Here is a 16,686-nt window from a genome sequence, read left to right on the forward strand (position 1 = left end):
CGCGGTCGGCGGCTTCGTTGAGTTTTTTGGAATCGAGGGATTCGTAGGGGGATGTTGGGGCGGTTTCAGGTGGGTTGGGTGTGGCTTTGAACATGGTAATGCTCCTTGATTAGTGGAGCCGCCACGGTTCGCTGCGAAACGAAGATAGGTGGCAGCTGTACGCAGGTTCGCAGACCGGGAATCAAGGAACCCGGCAGACCCGAAGATCTCCCGCGCACAGCCGCCATAACGCAATTCAGCGAACGAAAAACGTCATCTGAAAAGGAACGGTGGCGCTGTGCGCCTTGATTGACCCGGGCTGCGAAACCCGATCGCTGATTCGTCAGCGACCCGGAAACGATAGAGCCCGGCCTCAAGGCGTACAAGCCGGCGGATTCTGGCGTAGTCGTAGGCAACGGCGCAAGGATGTGTAGCCTGGGTGAGTGTCTGGAAGTGTCGTTTAAACAGTGCTTGTTTAGCGGTCTGACACCTAGCCTTGTGGTGGCTGTACCGGCCTCTTCGCGAGCAAGCCCGCTCCCACAGTTGATTTGTGTCGGTCACAAATAATGTGTTCACAGAAGATCCAGTGTGGGAGCGGGCTTGCTCGCGAAGAGGCCGGTACAGCCACCATCTCTCGGCCAAACCACCGGAAAATGAATCCGGAACAAAAAAATTGCGCACCTCCACCTAGCGTGGATTATCCCGAAACTGGCTCGGCGACAAACTGGTCAACGCGCGAAACTGTCGGCTGAAGGCACTGTGGTCGGTGTAACCGCAGCGCAGGGCGATTTCGGTGATGGGCAGGTCGGTGTGCAGTAACAGCCGCGAACCTTCTTCCAGGCGCGCCTTGTGAATCATCTGACGTGGGGTGAGCTGGAACACCCGTTTGCAGTGACGCTCCAGTTGCGCCACGGAATAGCCGGCGATGGCGGTCAGTTCGGCGAGGCTGATGGCGCGGGAGAAGTGGCTGCGGATGTGCGCATCCACGGCGGCGAGTTTCTGGAACGCGGGATGGTTGGACTGGGGGGATTGCAGGTCGCGGGAGATCCCGGCCAGGCCAACGATGTGACCCTGTTCATCGTGCAAGGCGAGCTTGTGGGTCAGGCACCAGATCGGTTGATTGCCGTAATACAGGTGCAGCTCCAGTTGGTCGGCCAGTTCGCGGCCGCTGGACAGTACCCGTCGATCCTGTTCGGTGTACAGCGGGCCGAAGCGTTCCGGGAAGACCATTTCGGCGGTGCGCCCCAGCAGCTCCTCGCGATATTTGAAACCGCAACGCCGGGCCAGGGTCTGGTTGACGAAGGCGTAGCGGGCTTCGCAATCCTTGATGAAAAACACCACGTCCGACAGGGTATCGAGCAGCGGCGCGATCGGCTGCAGACTGTTCAGCAGCGTTGGCAGATCGCAGGGTTTGAAAGTGCTGAGCGAGGGATACATGGCGCAGGGGTCTGATGGCGACCCCGGGATCATAGAGGCTCGACAGCGTGGCCGAAACCCCCGAGGGGGAATCAGGCCGGCGGGGTGTCGTCCAGGCACATCAAGGTCTCGATTCGCGCCGGGCTGAAAGGTGGGCGGGGCGCCGAAGGTTGCCAGCCAAACAGATGCTGCACCGCACCGCCACACACCCGACCCTGACAGGCACCCATGCCGCAGCGACTGGCCAGCTTGGCTTCGCGCCAGTCAATGTGCCCGGCCAATGCAGCGTAAGGCACGTCTTCGCAGCGGCAGACCAGGGTGTCGGGTTGGGCCAGGGACTTGAGTGACGGGGCGAGGGCGAATGCCTGATTCAGCGCTCTGGCGAAACCCTGCCAGTGTGCCCGGCGTGGCCATAATTGGCGGGCCGCTTCAAGGTCTCCGACCGCCGCGTGACCAGCAATTGCACCTTCGACCAACGCCAGTTCACTGCCACCAAACCCGGTGCATTCACCTGCCGCATAATGATCGGAACGGCTGTTGGCCTGCCAGGCATCCACCGCCAACGCCTGACCTTCGATGGCATAACCCAGTGCCTGGCCCAACTGAATGTTCGGGATCAAGCCAAAACCACAGGCCAGCCGATCACATTCCAGTTCGACGATTTTGCCTTGCTGTTGCAGGCGCACGCCTTCCAGTCGGTCAGTGCCGAGGGCGGCCAGCACATGAGTCGCGGTGCGGTAATGGCGGTCGAACAAGCTGAACGATTGCATCAGCTTGTTGGGCCAGCGGGGCAGTTGCGCGGCGAAACCGGCGACGGCTGTGCGCGAGGCTTGCTCGGCGATGCGTTGTACCTGTGCGCCATGCTTTTTAGCGGTGGCGGCACTCGCCAGTAATAGCGGGCCGCTGCCGGCGATCACCACACGCTCACCCTGCACCGATAAACCGGCCTTGATCAGCGCCTGCAAACCACCGGCCCCGGTCACGCCCGGCAACGTCCATCCGGGGAAGGGCAGCAGCAACTCGCGGGCGCCGGTGCACAGAATCAGTTTGTCGTAGCTGATCAACCAGCCGTCGTCATCATCTTCGACCAGCAGTTGTTTCGGACCGGGATTGGCGATCACTCGGGTGCCGGTGTGACGGCAGATGTTGCTGCAAGACTGCAAATGCTCACGCAGGCGCAGGGCCTGATCGGGCACGTTGGCTTGAGGCCCGTCACGCCAGATTTGCCCGCCCGGCAGCGGGTTGTCGTCGAGCAGGACGATGCGTGCGCCGCTCGGCGCGGCGGCAAGGGCGGCGGCCATGCCCGCCGGGCCGGCACCGATGATCAGCAGATCGGCGTATTCGTTCATGGGCATGTCTGCACCTGCATGCCGTCTCGGCACAAAGTCTGGCAGGCCAAGCGTCGCCGGCCGTCGATGGTCACCCGGCATTCCTGGCAGATGCCCATGCCGCACAGTGGAGCGCGGCGCTGACCACTGACCGACGTGCGCGTGCAGCCGTCGCTACCCAACGCCAGGGCAGCGGCGACGCTGGTGCCCTCGGCCACCTTCAAGGCGCGGCCGTCCAGCAGCAATTCAGGCATAGGCAGGTTCTCCGAGGAAGCGCTGGGGCAAATAGGGGTGAGCGGGCAGTGGCGGGGTTTCATCGAACAGTTGCGCCACCAGCAAGTCGGCCGTGGCGGGGGCCGTGGTGACCCCCAACCCTTCATGACCGACCGCCAGCCACAAGCCCTGGCGCTGTGGATGCTGGCCCACCAGCGGCAGGCCGTCGGGGCTGGCGGCGCGAAAGCCGGTCCAGGCGCGGATGCCGTTGAGCCGGGCCAGCCCCGGCATGTACTCGGCGGCGCGCTTGAGCATTTTCGCCAGCATCCAGCCTTCGACCTGCGGGTCGGTGGTGCCGAATTGGCGCGAGGCACCGATGAACAATTGCCCGGTGGGGCGTGGCTGAATATTGCAGGCCGTCGACGGCCCCGTGGCGTTGTGGGCGCTGGTGACGTAACCCAGTTCGACCAAGGTATGGGTGACGGTGCGGGGGTAGCGGTCGGTAATCAGCAGGTGACCTTTTTTCGGCTCGATGGGCAACTCCGGGCACAGTTCGTTGGCCTGAATACCGTTGGCCAACACCACCGCTTCGGCACTCAACCAGCGACCGTCATCGAGGCAGACGCGGTTGCCATCGACTGCGCTGACCCGCGCCCGGCGCTGACGGATGTTCGGCGTGTCGAGCATCCAGTTGGCTGTCGCCGGCGCATAAAGAATGCCGTCGCCATTGATCAGCAAACCGCCTTCCAGACCTTCGCGCAGTTCCGGTTCACGCTGGCGCAAGGCACTGGCGCTGATCAATTCGCACGCCACGCCCTGGGTTTGCAGGTTCAGGTATTTGCCATGGGCGACCGCCATTTCCTCGGCGTTGGCCGCCAGCCACAGCGTGCCGTTGTTGCGGTAGGCGCAGCCGTCGGGCAAGTCCGGCGCCAGTTCGCGCCAGCGTTGCAGGGAATATTGACTCAGGGCCAGTTCGGCCGGGTTGTCGTCGAGCACCAGCAGGTGGCCCATGCCCGCCGCCGTCGCACCGTGCAGGCCGGCGTCCAGCACCAGCACCTGCAAGCCACGACGGGCCAGCGCCTGGGCACAGGCGGCGCCGATGATGCCGGCGCCGATCACGATCACATCGGCCACAAGGCCCTCGTTCATGGACGAATGCCCCAGGCGAACGGGTCATCCTGTTCGATGATCAAACTGGCTTCGGCGCTGATAAAAGCGCGGCCGCGAATGGTCGGCACAACGCGCTCGCCCTGCCATTCGTAAGAGCCTTCGAACTCGCTGCCGATGACACTGGCCTGGCGCCAGATCTGTCCCGGTTGCAGTTTGTCGTCCGCTGCCAGGCACGCCAGTTTGGCGCTGGTGCCAGTGCCGCACGGTGAGCGGTCATAAGCCTTGCCGGGGCAGAGGACAAAGTTGCGGCTGTCGGCGTGATCGTCATCGCTGAACAGCTCGACATGGTCGATCAGCCCGCCGTCTTCGCCACGTATACCCTGGGCCTCCAGCGCCTGTTGCACGGCGTAGGTATAAGCGGTCAGCGCGTCGAGGTTGTCGCCGGCCACCCGCAGGCCATGCTCGGCGATCAGGAAAAACCAGTTACCGCCCCAGGCGATATCGCCGACCACCTGACCGATATCTGGCACCTGCAACACCAACGCCTTGCGGTAACGGTAGGCCGGCACATTGCGCACGCTCACCGAATGATCGTCGTGCAGGGTCGCCTGCACCGTACCCACCGGCGTCTCGATGCGGTGCACGCCGGGGCTGATTTTGCCCAGATGCGCCAACGACGCCACCAGGCCAATCGTGCCGTGGCCGCACATGCCCAGGTAACCGGTGTTGTTGAAGAAAATCACCCCGGCACAAGCGCTCGGGTCAACCGGCTCGCAGAGCAGGGCACCCACCAGCACGTCGCTGCCACGGGGTTCGAGCACACAGGCGGCGCGCCATTGATCGTGGTGTTCGGCGAGCAGCTTGCGGCGTTCCGCCATGCTGCCGGTGCCCAGGTCAGGAAAGCCGGCGGTCACCAGACGGGTCGGTTCGCCGCCGGTGTGGGAGTCGATCACGGTGATGCGTTTCATGGGAGGGCCACGTCCGTTCAGATGAGTGAACGAAAGAGTGGCCCGTGCGGCGGGGTGTCGGCTTGATGGATTTATCCTGTGCCGATGACGAAATCAGCACAGCATCCTAGTGCGCGTGAGGCAGGTGCTCGAACAGGGTCTTGCAGACCCCGGCAATGTGCTCGTCCAGCAGCTTTACCGCCAGATCCACATCCCCGGCACGACAGGCTTTGATGATCTCACGGTGCTCGTGATCAGCCCGTTCCTTGCCGGCCGACAGGCTCATCTGCATGCGCAGGTAGCGCTCCAGCTTGTCGTTGACCGAACGAATCAAGCTGACCAGAAACGGCCGTTGCGCCGGCTCGTAAAGGCAAGCGTGCAGCTCCCAATTGAGCTCGGCCCAGCGACCCACGTCGTCCTCGCCGATGAATTCCTGACAGATACGTTCGGCACGGGCGAAGGTTTCTTCGGTCATGTTGGGAATGGCCAGGCGCAGTATCTTGTCCTCCAGCAACATCCGCACTTCGAACATCTGCGCCAGCTCCGCATCGGAAACCCGCGTGACCATCGCCCCGCGATTGCGCTGGAACATCACCAGCCCTTCGGCCTCCAGCCGCTTGAGGGCCTCGCGCACCGGGATCTTGCTGACGTTGAACTGGCGGGCGATGTCATCCTGGCGAATCGGCTCATCTTCGGCGAAATGCCCGGCGACGATCGCGTCCCGCAGATGACGGGTGATGATTTCCGAGGTCGATGGTGTATTGCCAAGATCGGGAGCGTTAAGTTTGGGTAGGTTCACGGCAGCGGTCGTTTGGAGTGAGATGGCGATAGGGTATACGAAATTCTTTCGCTGCGAAGTTCCAGGCGATGGCCGCCCCGAAGAATAGGCATCAGCGAGCGCCACCCAGACGCTTCGCGTGGGATTTCACCGGTCTGAATAGTCATTTGGCAGCGCGTCGGCCCGGGTCTGGGCGGGATGGCCGAGTGGATATCTGCGCGAAGCCGATTATGCTTCAAGAAACCTTGCAGCGATGCGAGGCCGTCAGCCTGTTTGCATGCTTTGCGCAATCCGTAATCCGATGACATAGCCCTAGGGCCTGGGTGCGGTAAAAAGAGAGTGAGGTACTCCGGCCTATAACAAGAGCAAGACGGAGAACAATCATGGCCGCAATCGACAATACGACCACAGGCAGCGCGCCCCACCACGGGATCACCAGGGAGGAGCGCAAGGTCATTTTCGCCTCGTCCCTGGGCACCGTGTTCGAATGGTACGACTTCTACCTTTACGGCTCCCTCGCCGCGATCATCGCCAAGCACTTTTTCGCCGGCGTCAATGAGACAACGTCCTTTATCTTCGCGCTGCTCGCGTTCGCCGCTGGCTTCGCTGTACGGCCCTTCGGCGCCATCGTCTTCGGCCGACTGGGCGACATGATCGGGCGCAAGCATACGTTCCTCATCACCATTGTCATCATGGGTATCTCCACTGCCGTAGTGGGCTTTCTGCCCGGCTATGCGACCATCGGCGTGGCGGCACCGATCATCCTGATCACCCTGCGCCTGTTGCAAGGCCTGGCCCTGGGCGGTGAGTACGGCGGGGCGGCGACCTATGTGGCCGAACATGCACCCAAAGGCAAGCGCGGCTACTTCACCTCGTGGATCCAGACCACCGCGACCCTGGGCCTGTTCCTTTCGCTGCTGGTGATCCTCGCCTGCCGAACCATTCTCGGCACCGAAGCCTTCGAAGCCTGGGGCTGGCGGATTCCCTTCCTGCTGTCGATCCTGCTGCTGATCGTCTCGGTGTACATCCGCTTGCAACTCAGCGAGTCACCGGTGTTCTTGAGGATGAAGGAAGAAGGCAAGTCGTCCAAGGCGCCGCTGACCGAATCCTTCGCCCGCTGGGAAAACCTCAAGATAGTGATCATGGCCCTGCTCGGCGGCACTGCCGGCCAAGCCGTGGTCTGGTACACCGGGCAGTTCTATGCGCTGTTCTTCCTGCTGCAGACGCTGAAGATCGACCCGCAGACCGCCAACTTTCTGATTGCCGGCTCGCTGCTGATCGGCACGCCGTTCTTCATCGTATTCGGCAGCCTGTCCGACCGCATCGGCCGCAAAGGGATCATCATGGCCGGCTGCATAATCGCGGCGCTGACCTATTTCCCGATCTTCCACGCGTTGACTGAATACGGTAACCCCGACGTGTTCGCTGCGCAGGAGAAGAACCCGGTTACTGTGATCGCCGCCCCCGGCCAGTGCTCGTTCCAGTTCGACCCGGTGGGCAAGGCCAAATTCACCAGCTCCTGCGACCTCGCCAAGACTGTGCTGGCGAAGAAGGCCATACCCTACAAGAACGAGAAGGCTGAGCCTGGCGCCATCGCGCAGGTTCGTATCGGCGACAAGGTGATCCAGAGCTTCGAGGGTACCGGCATGCCGGCCGCCGACTTCAAGGCCCGCAACGATGCTTTCGTCGCTACCCTCGGCACCGCCCTCAAGGACGCCGGTTACCCCGAGAAGGCCGACCCGGCCAAGACCAACTATCCGATGGTGCTGCTGCTCCTGACCATCCTGGTGATCTACGTCACCATGGTCTACGGCCCGATCGCCGCCTGGCTGGTGGAACTCTTTCCGGCGCGCATTCGCTACACCTCGATGTCGCTGCCGTACCACATCGGCAACGGCTGGTTCGGCGGCTTTCTGCCCACAGTGGCGTTCGCCATGGTCGCGGCCACGGGGGATATCTACTACGGGCTGTGGTACCCGATCGTCATCGCCGTGATGACGGCCATTCTTGGCACGTTCTTCCTGCCGGAAACCAAGGATAGGGAAATACATCACACATAAGATTGGCACCCGCCCTCTCCCGCAAGGGGGAGGGCAATGTGCGGTATCAGGTAGCTTTGAGCGTTAGCGCTTACGACGATGGCCAGTGATCATCGACAGAGGCAGGTTTTCACGCAAACGCAGGCTTTCCACCAACGCTGCGACGATATGCACACAAACCAATGCGAGCAGTGCATTGGCCATAAACTCGTGAACATCACGTAGCCAGTCTTCGCCCCAGAAGTAGTCCACTTCTTCCATCAAGAAACCGCTGATACCCAGACCGGTCATCAACAGCAGCATGAGGACCATCACCAGTGCACCGATGGGCGAATGCCCCATGCGGTGATAGCCCTTGCCGGAAAACAGCGCCCGGCCATGCTGAACGACCCGCGTCGGCGTCGGCCAGAAGTCTGACCAACGCGCCGATGGCGGGCCGATGAACCCCCACACCACGCGCACCAGCACGACAGCTACGGCGTAATAGCCGAGCCAGCGATGCCAGCCGTCTCCTTCCTCATTGAGGAAGTAGTCGCTGATGAAGACAACCGCCAGGGACCAGTGGCAAATACGCACGAGCGGGTCCCAGAGGCGCAGGGTTTCAGCTTTCACAGGGGGCCTATTCGATTTCTTCTTTCACGACTTTGCCGGTGACCGGGTCAAAGTAGATCTCGACTTTGCGCTTGTCTTTGTCCCAGCCGTAGATCTCGTAGCAATTGCCGCTCGTGACTTTGAACTTCTTGATGTTGTAGCCCTTGGCCTTGAGATCTTCCTGAAACTTGGCCTGGTCCTGCCATTGGGCCTTGTCGGCTGTGGTGCATTGAGTCCCGGCGAAAGCCAAGGGGGAGGCGGCAAGAAGCGAGAGCAACAGAAGTTTACGCATGGGTTTTCCTCGACATATTGTTGTTGTCTGACAACGCGAGAGATTCTCATCACTCTCCGCGGGCTGAAGGTTAGTTGAGCTTTGAATCGTTGTCACTGGATTGCGGGCTGCGAACAAATGCCCGGGCGTTTGACCAGTGCCAATCAGTTAAGGTGCGAAACCTGTGGGAGCGGGCTTGCTCGCGAAAGCGGTGTGTCAGGCGACATCAATATTGACTGTGCTGCCGTCTTCGCGAGCAAGCCCGCTCCCACAGGAATTTGCGTTTAACTGACCGGCATTGCGGTGTTGGATTTCAGGTTTCCACTCAGAACCGGTAGTTGGTGCTCAGCTCCAGAGTCCGTGGTGCTCCGGGGGTGATCAAGTCCACCGAGCCATGGGCCGAGGCGTAATAGTCCTTGTCGAAGACGTTGCGCAAGCGCAGCGCCATGTCCCATTTCGGCAAGTTGTAGAGCAACGCCGCGTCGACGGTGGTGTAGGCGGGCATGACCACCTGGTTGTCCAGGGCGGTGTAACGGTCATCGACATAGTTCGCCCCCATGCCCACGCGCCAGGTGTTGGTCAGCGAGCGCACCAGCCAGAGGTTGGCACTGTGACGCGGGGTCAACGTTGGTGTCTGGCCTTCGTTGGCGACGCCATTGGTTCGGCTGTTGGACTTGGTGATCTCGGCGTCCAGATAGGCATAGCCGGCATAGACCTGCCACTTGTCACTCAACTGCCCGCTGGCGGTCAGTTCAAGACCGTCGGTGCGCTGCTCGCCCGACAGGACCAGCTTGGTCGGGTTCGCCGGATCGGTCGTTTTCATGTTGGTGCGTTCCAGCCGGAACAGCGCCGCCGTCAACGCCAGGCGATTGTCGAGCAGGTCCCACTTGCCGCCGATCTCGAAGTTGGTGGTTTGCTCCGGTTCAAGGCCCTGGTTGGTAGTGCTCAGGGCGAAGACTTCGGAGGAGGGTTGATAAGAGCGACTTACCGAAATGTAGTAGGACTGAACCTGATCAGGCTGATAGACCAGGCCTGCGCGCGGGCTCCAGGTGTTGTCGGTTCGGGACATTGAGGCACCCGTCAGGTCATCCGAATACTCCTGATCGAATACGTCATAGCGCACGCCCAAGAGTGCTTTCCATTGCGGGGTCAGTTCAATCAGATCCTGGACGTAGAAACCGGCCGTGTCCTGGGTAGTGGTGCCCTTGGCGGTTTGTCGGTTGGCCTGGAACGGCACGTCGACCAAGCCATCGCGGTACACCGGAACCCGCGCTACGTTGCTCTGGCTGAAGACGGATTGGTCCTTGACCTGACGCCCCAGTTCCACGCCATAGAGCAGGTTGTGGTTCATCCCGGCCAGCGTGGCCCGTTGCTTCAATTCGGTCTGGTTGAACCAGCCGTCTTCCTTGCGCTGCACGTTGCCGCGATTGAGTTTTACCAACAGCTCGCCGTTGGGCGCGGTGACGAAACGGGTCGGGCTGGAGTCGGCGAGTGTGTTGTTGCGATCCAGATCGTAGTGGTAGTAGCGGCTGGTGTTGCTCAGGGTGAAGTCGTCGTTGATGCGGTAGTCGACGCCGGCCGTGAACGAAAACACTTCGCTGCGGGTGTAATCGTCATCCGGGTCGGCGGAACCGAAGCGCTTGTCCCGATCGACATCGACCGGGCGATCGCCCCGTGCGGGAATGCCGAAGTCGATCAAGCGTTTGTCGTAGAGGTACGTCGCCCCCAGGTTCAGCTCAAGATCGTCGGAGAGTTTGAAGTAGGCCGAAGGCGCAATGGCCTTGCGATCGATATAACCGTCATCGCGGAAGGTGTCGCTGTTCTCCAGCGCACCGGTCACCCGGAATGCCTTGTCGTTTTGCTGCTGATCGGCCCAGCCAGCGTCGAACTGCGTGCGCTTTTTACCCTCGCTGTCGAAGCTGACACCCACTTCCTGTTTGGGGGTGAAGTTGGGTTTCTTGCTGATGCTATTGATCAGGCCACCGGATGAGCCACGGCCATAGAGCACCGCTGCCGGTCCCTTGATCACTTCCACGCGCTCGACGTTGGATAGATCGCGGAAGTACAGCGCGTCGTCACGAACGCCGTCGACGTACATGTCGCCGATGGCACTGAAGCCGCGAATGGTGACTTGGTCGCGCTGGCCATCGCCATTGGAAAGACCGATGCCGGGGACATTCTTCAACACGTCTTCCATCGACTGTGCGCCCTGATCCTTGATCACGCTCTGGGGGATCACGTTCACCGTTTGCGGGATATCCCGCAGCGGCGCGTCGATCTTCAGCGCACTGCGGCTGTCGGTCGGCTTGTAGCTCTGCTCGCTGTAATCACTGGTCACAGCGGTTGCAGGAAGGGCCAATGCCGATTGGGTTTCTGCTTGCAAATCAGGTACTGCAAAAAGCCCCAGCAGTGAGAGAGAGGCCGGGTAAATGCGCGGTAAAGCCACCATGAGCTCCTTTTTTAATTATTGCGCTAATGATAACGATTACCTTTTGTAAGTAAATAAATATCATTCACACACGGAGTCGATACATTTGCCGTTGACCCTTACATGCGGGAAAACATATATTCGGTAAAACGCATATGCCTGTATTCATTCGCACCGCGTGTACACCAAACGCTGAGAAACCCAATGGCTGACCACCTGACGCCGACCACTGTTTTCAAATGCCTGGCTGACGACAACCGGGTTCGCATGATGCTGCTCATCGCCCGAGAGGGTGAGCTGTGCGTCTGCGAGCTGACCTGTGCGTTGAATGAGAGCCAGCCCAAAGTCTCCAGGCACCTGGCGCAGTTGCGTACAGGCGGATTGCTCTCGGACCGTCGGCAAGGCCAATGGGTTTTTTACCGACTGCATCCGAACCTTCCAGACTGGGTGCATCAGGTGCTGACCTTGGTGCTCGAAGCCAACAAGCACTGGTTGAGCCCGGATGCCAAACGCCTTGAAGAAATGGGTGACCGTCCCGAACGGGCAGCGGCTTGCTGCCCGGCTTGATGATTCCCAAAGCGCCACCCCTGACAACAGAAACAGAGCACACCAACATGACTATCAAAGTGGGCATCAATGGTTTTGGCCGCATCGGTCGCCTCGCTCTGCGAGCAGCCTGGCGCTGGCCAGAGTTTGAATTCGTGCAGATCAACGATCCGGCAGGTGACGCGGCAACCCATGCGCATCTGCTGAACTTCGACTCAGTGCATGGCCGTTGGAATGATCAGGCCGACTCCGAGGGCGACAACATCGTCATCGACGGCAAACGCATCAAGGTAACGGCCAACAAGGCGATTGCCGACACCGATTGGTCGGGCTGCGATCTGGTGATCGAAGCCAGCGGCAAAATGAAGACCGTCGCGGTGCTTCAGGCTTACCTCGACCAAGGCGTGAAGCGTGTGGTGGTCAGCGCCCCGGTGAAGGAGCAGGGCGCGCTGAACATCGTCATGGGCGTCAACCATCAGCTGTTCAACCCGGCGGAACATCGCATCGTCACCGCCGCGTCGTGTACCACCAACTGCCTGGCGCCGGTGGTGAAGGTGATCCACGAGAAACTGGGTATTCGCCACGGCTCGATCACCACCATCCACGACCTGACCAACACTCAAAGCATCCTCGACCAACCCCACAAGGATTTGCGCCGTGCCCGGGCGTCAGGCATGAGTTTGATCCCGACCAGCACCGGCTCGGCCACCGCGATTGCCGAAATCTTCCCGGAACTGCGCGGGCGTCTGAATGGCCACGCCGTGCGCGTACCGTTGGCCAACGCTTCGCTGACCGATTGTGTCTTTGAAGTCGAGCGCGTCACCACCATCGAAGAAGTGAATCAGTTCCTCAAGGACGCGTCCGAGAACGAACTGAAAGACATTCTCGGTTTCGAGGAGCGTCCGCTGGTGTCCATCGACTACCGCACCGACCCGCGCTCATCGATCATCGATGCGCTGTCGACCATGGTCATCAATGGCACCCAGGTCAAACTCTATGCCTGGTATGACAATGAATGGGGTTACGCGAATCGCACCGTCGAACTGGCCAGAATGGTCGGCCTGGCCGTCTGAGGAGCGGTGATGAAAGCGTTGTCAGCCCTCACGCCTCAAGTGCGGCAGTACCTGCTCGTGACGGGCAATTACTGGGCCTTCACCCTCACCGACGGTGCCTTGCGCATGTTGGTGGTGCTGCACTTTCACGCGTTGGGCTACAGCCCGCTGCAAATCGCGGCGTTGTTTCTGTTCTACGAACTCTTTGGTGTGATCACCAATCTGCTGGGCGGTTATCTCGGCGCTCGATTGGGCTTGAACCGGACCATGAACATCGGGTTGGGGATGCAGGTTGTGGCGTTGTTGATACTGACGGTGCCAGTGGCCTGGCTGACGATTCCTTGGGTGATGGGCGCTCAGGCACTGTCGGGGATCGCCAAAGACTTGAACAAGATGAGCGCCAAAAGCTCGATCAAGCTGTTAGTGCCCGAGGGGCAGCAGGGCACGCTTTACCAATGGATAGCCATCCTCACCGGCTCGAAGAATGCACTCAAGGGTGTTGGTTTCTTTCTTGGCGGGGCATTGCTCGCCCTGATCGGGTTCAAAGGGGCATTACTGTCCATGGCGGGTGTCTTGGCGCTGATCTGGGTCAGCAGCTTGATTCTGTTAAAAAAGGATCTGGGCAAGGCCAAAGCCAAGCCCAGGTTTCGCGACATCCTGTCCAAAAGCCGGGCGATCAACATTCTGTCAGCGGCCCGGATGTTTCTGTTCGGTGCTCGCGATGTCTGGTTTGTCGTGGCTTTGCCGGTGTACTTGAGCAGCGTCTTTGGCTGGGACTTCTGGAAGGTCGGTGGATTCCTCGCGGCCTGGGTGATCGGCTACGGCATCGTGCAATCGTTCGCGCCGCGAATCACTGGCAAGAAACGGGGGCATGTTCCTGATGGTCGCGCTGCCTTTCTGTGGGCATTTGCTCTGGCAGGCCTGCCCGCGGCAATCGCTCTGGGCCTGAACACCGGGTTGTCGCAACAGGCGGTGCTGTTAGGCGGGTTGATGGTCTTTGGTGCGCTGTTCGCGGTGAATTCCTCTCTGCACAGCTACCTGATCGTGTCCTATGCCAAAGAAGACGGCGTGTCGCTGGACGTGGGGTTTTACTACATGTCCAACGCCATGGGACGGTTGATCGGCACCGTGCTCTCTGGCTGGGTTTATCAGGCTTTCGGGCTGGGGGCGTGTTTATGGATATCCAGCGCATTTGTTATTTTCGCGGCATTGATCTCTGTGGCGTTACCCCGGCATGCCAAGGCTATTCAACTGCCCTGAAAGCCGCTGTTTCATGGGCTTTACACCAAGTAAGAAAGTTCAATTTCTAGTGTGCTTATTATGTGGGTGCCATTTTTCAGGCGTCAAATAGTTGAAGTTTCTTATATGGATCGAAAAGTAATTAGTCTTAGCACAATTTATTCATACGCATTTATTAAAACTTAAGCCATAAATAACCAACCAGGCCGGGCTGCGAGGAAAACTACAAGAACCTGACAACCAAAAGTTTCGCCACAATAAAAATCCAATCCTCCTTATAAGTCGGTGATCATCATGATTAAATTCATGACCTACTTTTTAATAGGAGCTGTTCTTGCAGGATGCAACGGTATGGTAAAGCCCGACTTGTCGGGGCCTGCCAATGATTCATACTTTTCAGTCTTCTCGGGCTTTCCTTTGCCTTATCTGTACATGGCCTCGGCCGTGCAATGGAACGAAGACTATGCCGTCACCACTCGCCACACCCCCCTCATCCGCAACGTGAAATACAGCTGCAGCACCGGTTGCGACCTTGTCTTCATCCGGCACAAGGCCGACGGCCGCTACCCGTCATGGCGCACACCGCGTGTGGGTGAACACATCACCGCCGTGGGGGCGAGCCCCTACATGACCACCGTCAGCGGGCAAGGCAAGGTGTATTCGGCGCCTTTCATCAATAGCAATGAAGGCAGCGGCGAACGCTATGCCATTCATGATGCCCCGATAATAAAGGGGATGTCGGGTGGTCCCGTCATCGCCAATGACGGTAGCATTGTCGGTATCAATGTCGGTTTTTTCTCCACCTCTTTAAATGATGTGAGTTTTCACCCTGGGTTAAAGGGGGCTGAGAGAATCAGCGTCTTTATCCCTTACTCGATCATTCAGCGTGAATGGGAGTTGATGCAGGTGAAACTTAACGATCCGCACGGCGCGAAGTACGCGAAGAAGTAACGTTGAATTGTCGTCAATCAATTGACCGTCGGGATGGGGTTCATCGTAGTGGGTATGATGAACCCCATCATGGCTGGTTAGTTGAATCCAGGCGTATATTGATTGTGTCGATCCAGATCATCGAGGCGATAGCAGATCGCTGGCGGTGCGACAGACGAGAGGCTGGGGGGCTAGCAGATATCCCAGAACGTTTGGAGGTGTGACATGAGCCAATATCAACGACTCTTTCTAATAGCCGGCCCCACCATGCGTCACACGCCGGCACTGCAGCGGGCCGTCGCCATTGCCGAGGCCACGGGCGCAGCGCTGCATATCACGGTGATTATCGAAGATTTCAACATCCTGGGTTTGATCCACGCCAGTGCGCGGTTTCGTGAGGCTTGCCAGCAAGAGAACGAAAAATGGCTCAACGATGAAGCCGATCTGATCCGTGGACGCGGGATCAACCTGAGTACCGAGGTGCTTTTCACTCGCGACGCGTTGCAAGAGATCCTTCAGCACGTGACAACAACGCAGGCGGATCTGGTGATCAAGGACGTGCAGCATGAGTCGGCGCTCAAACGCGTTTTCATCACGCCTCTGGATTGGCATCTGCTGCGTGAATGTCCGGTTCCCGTCCATCTGGTCAGTGAAGTCAGTTGCCCACTTCCACGCGTGATTGTGGCGGCCGTCGATCCGTCGCATCCAGAGACTCAGATCACTGGAATCAACGACCTGATCATCCAGGCTGCGAACGAATTGGCAACGCAATGCCATGCAGAAATGCATCTGCTGTATGCCTACGATCTATCGCAGACACATATCTCCGATGCGGGCGCGGGTGCAGTGACGATGCCCGGCTTCAACAGCGACGTGCGCAAGTCTTTGCACAAGTCATTCATCACGTTGGCCGATCACTACGGCGTGCCCACCGAACGGCAACACTTCGTTGCAGGGCCGCCAGGCAAAGCATTGGCCGACTTTGCAGCGCATCACCGGGCCGACGTGATCGTCATGGGCAATGCCCATCGCAAGGGGCTGGAAAAATGGGTGGGCAGTACCACGGAGCATGTTCTGTATCGGGTGCCCTGCAACATTCTCGCAGTCGCCGGGCAAGCGGATCAATGAATGGATCCGTTGTTAAGTGAGCTGGAAAGGGGGGCTCGGCGACCGGCTCGGGATTTTTTCAGGGCGCGTGCCGAGATATCCCGGAAGGTGTCACTGTCGGTCGCCGCGAGCAGCTTTGCACCGTCCTTCATTGTGGCCATAAAGGTCACCTCGGTGTTTTTTCCGGCGAGCAGATAGCCGGCGATGGCGCCGACGGGACCGAGCAACATGGCACCCGCGAGGCCCAGGCCTATGGCGGTCTTTATATTCTTGTTGGATTCAGTGTTCTGAACGGTTAGATCTTTAAACTCCGAGACCGGGAAGCTTGCTCCAAGCCGGGGTTTGAGGGACGTCTTGAGGGTGAGGGTTCCAAGGTGATATTCCCCGTCGCCCTGCGGGAAGTCACCGGCGAGTACTATGATCTTTGCCATATGGAGTTTTCTCTTGGGCGATCATTTTTGGGTAGAACATTGCGCGCGCCCAAAGCCGAAACGTCAACGATCCGACGATGAGTGGCATCCATAAATTCGCGATACCCAAGTGCAGGTTCTGCAAAAGAATTACATTCTCAGGCGTCCTCGGAGCGAAGGCACTTCAGGAGTGCGGACCCGGCGCTGCGACATGGACGTTTTATAACGTTTAGCTCAAGCAGGCAGAGAGTGCGCTTTAATCCTCCGCTGGTCCGACAGGCTTAATCGCGACCAGAATCAAA

General features: G+C 59.4%; 16 protein-coding genes and 1 pseudogene. 6 read left to right on the top strand and 11 right to left on the bottom strand.

Annotated features, from left to right (window positions below; translation table 11 throughout):
* From PMI36_RS32525 to PMI36_RS06000, 7 genes and pseudogenes are all read right to left on the bottom strand, one after another.
* A pseudogene (locus PMI36_RS32525) lies at nt 1-94 on the bottom strand (DUF6124 family protein); the annotation flags it as partial.
* A gap of 572 nt (nt 95-666) precedes the next feature.
* On the bottom strand, nt 667-1,416 hold the full coding sequence (locus PMI36_RS06025) for an AraC family transcriptional regulator (RefSeq protein ID WP_032830599.1): 750 nt from the start codon (nt 1,414-1,416) through the stop codon (nt 667-669).
* A 71-nt stretch (nt 1,417-1,487) separates the two neighbouring features.
* Nucleotides 1,488-2,744 carry an NAD(P)/FAD-dependent oxidoreductase gene (locus PMI36_RS06020; protein ID WP_032830600.1) on the bottom strand — a complete coding sequence of 419 codons (1,257 nt, stop codon included), beginning with the start codon at nt 2,742-2,744 and terminating at the stop codon, nt 1,488-1,490.
* Entirely contained in the window at nt 2,741-2,977 is a 237-nt protein-coding gene (locus tag PMI36_RS06015; protein WP_008074690.1) for a (2Fe-2S)-binding protein, read from the bottom strand. The genes PMI36_RS06020 and PMI36_RS06015 overlap by 4 nt, the downstream gene beginning before the upstream one ends.
* Complete coding sequence (locus tag PMI36_RS06010) at nt 2,970-4,085, bottom strand: NAD(P)/FAD-dependent oxidoreductase (protein ID WP_008074691.1); 1,116 nt, start codon at nt 4,083-4,085, stop codon at nt 2,970-2,972. The genes PMI36_RS06015 and PMI36_RS06010 overlap by 8 nt, the downstream gene beginning before the upstream one ends.
* On the bottom strand, nt 4,082-5,014 hold the full coding sequence (locus tag PMI36_RS06005) for a 4-hydroxyproline epimerase (RefSeq protein WP_008074692.1): 933 nt from the start codon (nt 5,012-5,014) through the stop codon (nt 4,082-4,084). Before PMI36_RS06005 ends, PMI36_RS06010 begins: the two co-directional genes overlap by 4 nt.
* A 106-nt stretch (nt 5,015-5,120) precedes the next feature.
* Nucleotides 5,121-5,792, bottom strand: a complete 672-nt coding sequence (locus tag PMI36_RS06000) for a GntR family transcriptional regulator (protein ID WP_007900901.1) — start codon at nt 5,790-5,792, stop codon at nt 5,121-5,123.
* A 362-nt stretch (nt 5,793-6,154) separates the two neighbouring features.
* Here PMI36_RS06000 and PMI36_RS05995 point away from each other — a divergent pair, with 362 nt between their 5' ends.
* Entirely contained in the window at nt 6,155-7,831 is a 1,677-nt protein-coding gene (locus tag PMI36_RS05995; RefSeq protein WP_008074693.1) for an MFS transporter, read from the top strand.
* 63 nt (nt 7,832-7,894) lie between these two features.
* Here the strand turns inward: PMI36_RS05995 and PMI36_RS05990 are convergent, their stop codons facing one another.
* The 3 genes from PMI36_RS05990 to PMI36_RS05980 all read right to left on the bottom strand — a co-directional run bounded on the left by PMI36_RS05990 (nt 7,895) and on the right by PMI36_RS05980 (nt 11,121).
* Nucleotides 7,895-8,422, bottom strand: a complete 528-nt coding sequence (locus tag PMI36_RS05990) for a cytochrome b/b6 domain-containing protein (RefSeq protein WP_008074694.1) — start codon at nt 8,420-8,422, stop codon at nt 7,895-7,897.
* Between the two features lie 7 nt (nt 8,423-8,429).
* Entirely contained in the window at nt 8,430-8,693 is a 264-nt protein-coding gene (locus PMI36_RS05985) for a PepSY domain-containing protein (RefSeq protein WP_007900892.1), read from the bottom strand.
* 304 nt (nt 8,694-8,997) lie between these two features.
* Complete coding sequence (locus PMI36_RS05980; protein ID WP_032830601.1) at nt 8,998-11,121, bottom strand: TonB-dependent receptor; 2,124 nt, start codon at nt 11,119-11,121, stop codon at nt 8,998-9,000.
* A gap of 183 nt (nt 11,122-11,304) precedes the next feature.
* Between PMI36_RS05980 and PMI36_RS05975 the strand changes: the two genes are divergently transcribed.
* From PMI36_RS05975 to PMI36_RS05955, 5 genes are all read left to right on the top strand, one after another.
* Nucleotides 11,305-11,667 (top strand): metalloregulator ArsR/SmtB family transcription factor, encoded by a 363-nt coding sequence (locus PMI36_RS05975; RefSeq protein WP_008074696.1) that lies wholly within the window; start codon nt 11,305-11,307, stop codon nt 11,665-11,667.
* A 47-nt stretch (nt 11,668-11,714) separates the two neighbouring features.
* Nucleotides 11,715-12,719 (top strand): ArsJ-associated glyceraldehyde-3-phosphate dehydrogenase, encoded by a 1,005-nt coding sequence (locus PMI36_RS05970; RefSeq protein ID WP_008074706.1) that lies wholly within the window; start codon nt 11,715-11,717, stop codon nt 12,717-12,719.
* Nucleotides 12,720-12,728: 9 nt separating this feature from the next.
* Nucleotides 12,729-13,958, top strand: a complete 1,230-nt coding sequence (gene arsJ / locus PMI36_RS05965) for an organoarsenical effux MFS transporter ArsJ (protein WP_008074708.1) — start codon at nt 12,729-12,731, stop codon at nt 13,956-13,958.
* A 330-nt stretch (nt 13,959-14,288) separates the two neighbouring features.
* Entirely contained in the window at nt 14,289-14,888 is a 600-nt protein-coding gene (locus PMI36_RS05960; protein WP_008074709.1) for a S1 family peptidase, read from the top strand.
* A gap of 204 nt (nt 14,889-15,092) precedes the next feature.
* Nucleotides 15,093-15,995 (top strand): universal stress protein, encoded by a 903-nt coding sequence (locus PMI36_RS05955; protein WP_008074710.1) that lies wholly within the window; start codon nt 15,093-15,095, stop codon nt 15,993-15,995.
* Here PMI36_RS05955 and PMI36_RS05950 read toward each other — a convergent pair.
* Nucleotides 15,989-16,405 (bottom strand): hypothetical protein, encoded by a 417-nt coding sequence (locus PMI36_RS05950; RefSeq protein WP_008074712.1) that lies wholly within the window; start codon nt 16,403-16,405, stop codon nt 15,989-15,991. The two genes, PMI36_RS05955 and PMI36_RS05950, sit on opposite strands and share 7 nt — an antisense overlap.
* Between the last annotated feature and the right edge of the window lie 281 nt (nt 16,406-16,686).

The organism is Pseudomonas sp. GM79 (assembly GCF_000282495.1).
Classification (GTDB): Bacteria; Pseudomonadota; Gammaproteobacteria; order Pseudomonadales; family Pseudomonadaceae; genus Aquipseudomonas.

What these genes read in the sequence shown, in the direction of transcription:
- PMI36_RS05960 (WP_008074709.1), top strand. Translation starts at nt 14,289, where the DNA reads ATGGTAAAGCCCGACTTGTCGGGGCCTGCCAATGATTCATACTTTTCA.
- PMI36_RS06020 (WP_032830600.1), bottom strand. Translation starts at nt 2,744, where the DNA reads ATGAACGAATACGCCGATCTGCTGATCATCGGTGCCGGCCCGGCGGGC.
- PMI36_RS06015 (WP_008074690.1), bottom strand. Translation starts at nt 2,977, where the DNA reads ATGCCTGAATTGCTGCTGGACGGCCGCGCCTTGAAGGTGGCCGAGGGC.
- PMI36_RS06025 (WP_032830599.1), bottom strand. Translation starts at nt 1,416, where the DNA reads ATGTATCCCTCGCTCAGCACTTTCAAACCCTGCGATCTGCCAACGCTG.
- PMI36_RS05955 (WP_008074710.1), top strand. Translation starts at nt 15,093, where the DNA reads ATGAGCCAATATCAACGACTCTTTCTAATAGCCGGCCCCACCATGCGT.
- PMI36_RS05975 (WP_008074696.1), top strand. Translation starts at nt 11,305, where the DNA reads ATGGCTGACCACCTGACGCCGACCACTGTTTTCAAATGCCTGGCTGAC.
- PMI36_RS05950 (WP_008074712.1), bottom strand. Translation starts at nt 16,405, where the DNA reads ATGGCAAAGATCATAGTACTCGCCGGTGACTTCCCGCAGGGCGACGGG.
- PMI36_RS06010 (WP_008074691.1), bottom strand. Translation starts at nt 4,085, where the DNA reads ATGAACGAGGGCCTTGTGGCCGATGTGATCGTGATCGGCGCCGGCATC.
- arsJ (WP_008074708.1), top strand. Translation starts at nt 12,729, where the DNA reads ATGAAAGCGTTGTCAGCCCTCACGCCTCAAGTGCGGCAGTACCTGCTC.
- PMI36_RS05985 (WP_007900892.1), bottom strand. Translation starts at nt 8,693, where the DNA reads ATGCGTAAACTTCTGTTGCTCTCGCTTCTTGCCGCCTCCCCCTTGGCT.
- PMI36_RS05980 (WP_032830601.1), bottom strand. Translation starts at nt 11,121, where the DNA reads ATGGTGGCTTTACCGCGCATTTACCCGGCCTCTCTCTCACTGCTGGGG.
- PMI36_RS06005 (WP_008074692.1), bottom strand. Translation starts at nt 5,014, where the DNA reads ATGAAACGCATCACCGTGATCGACTCCCACACCGGCGGCGAACCGACC.
- PMI36_RS05970 (WP_008074706.1), top strand. Translation starts at nt 11,715, where the DNA reads ATGACTATCAAAGTGGGCATCAATGGTTTTGGCCGCATCGGTCGCCTC.
- PMI36_RS05995 (WP_008074693.1), top strand. Translation starts at nt 6,155, where the DNA reads ATGGCCGCAATCGACAATACGACCACAGGCAGCGCGCCCCACCACGGG.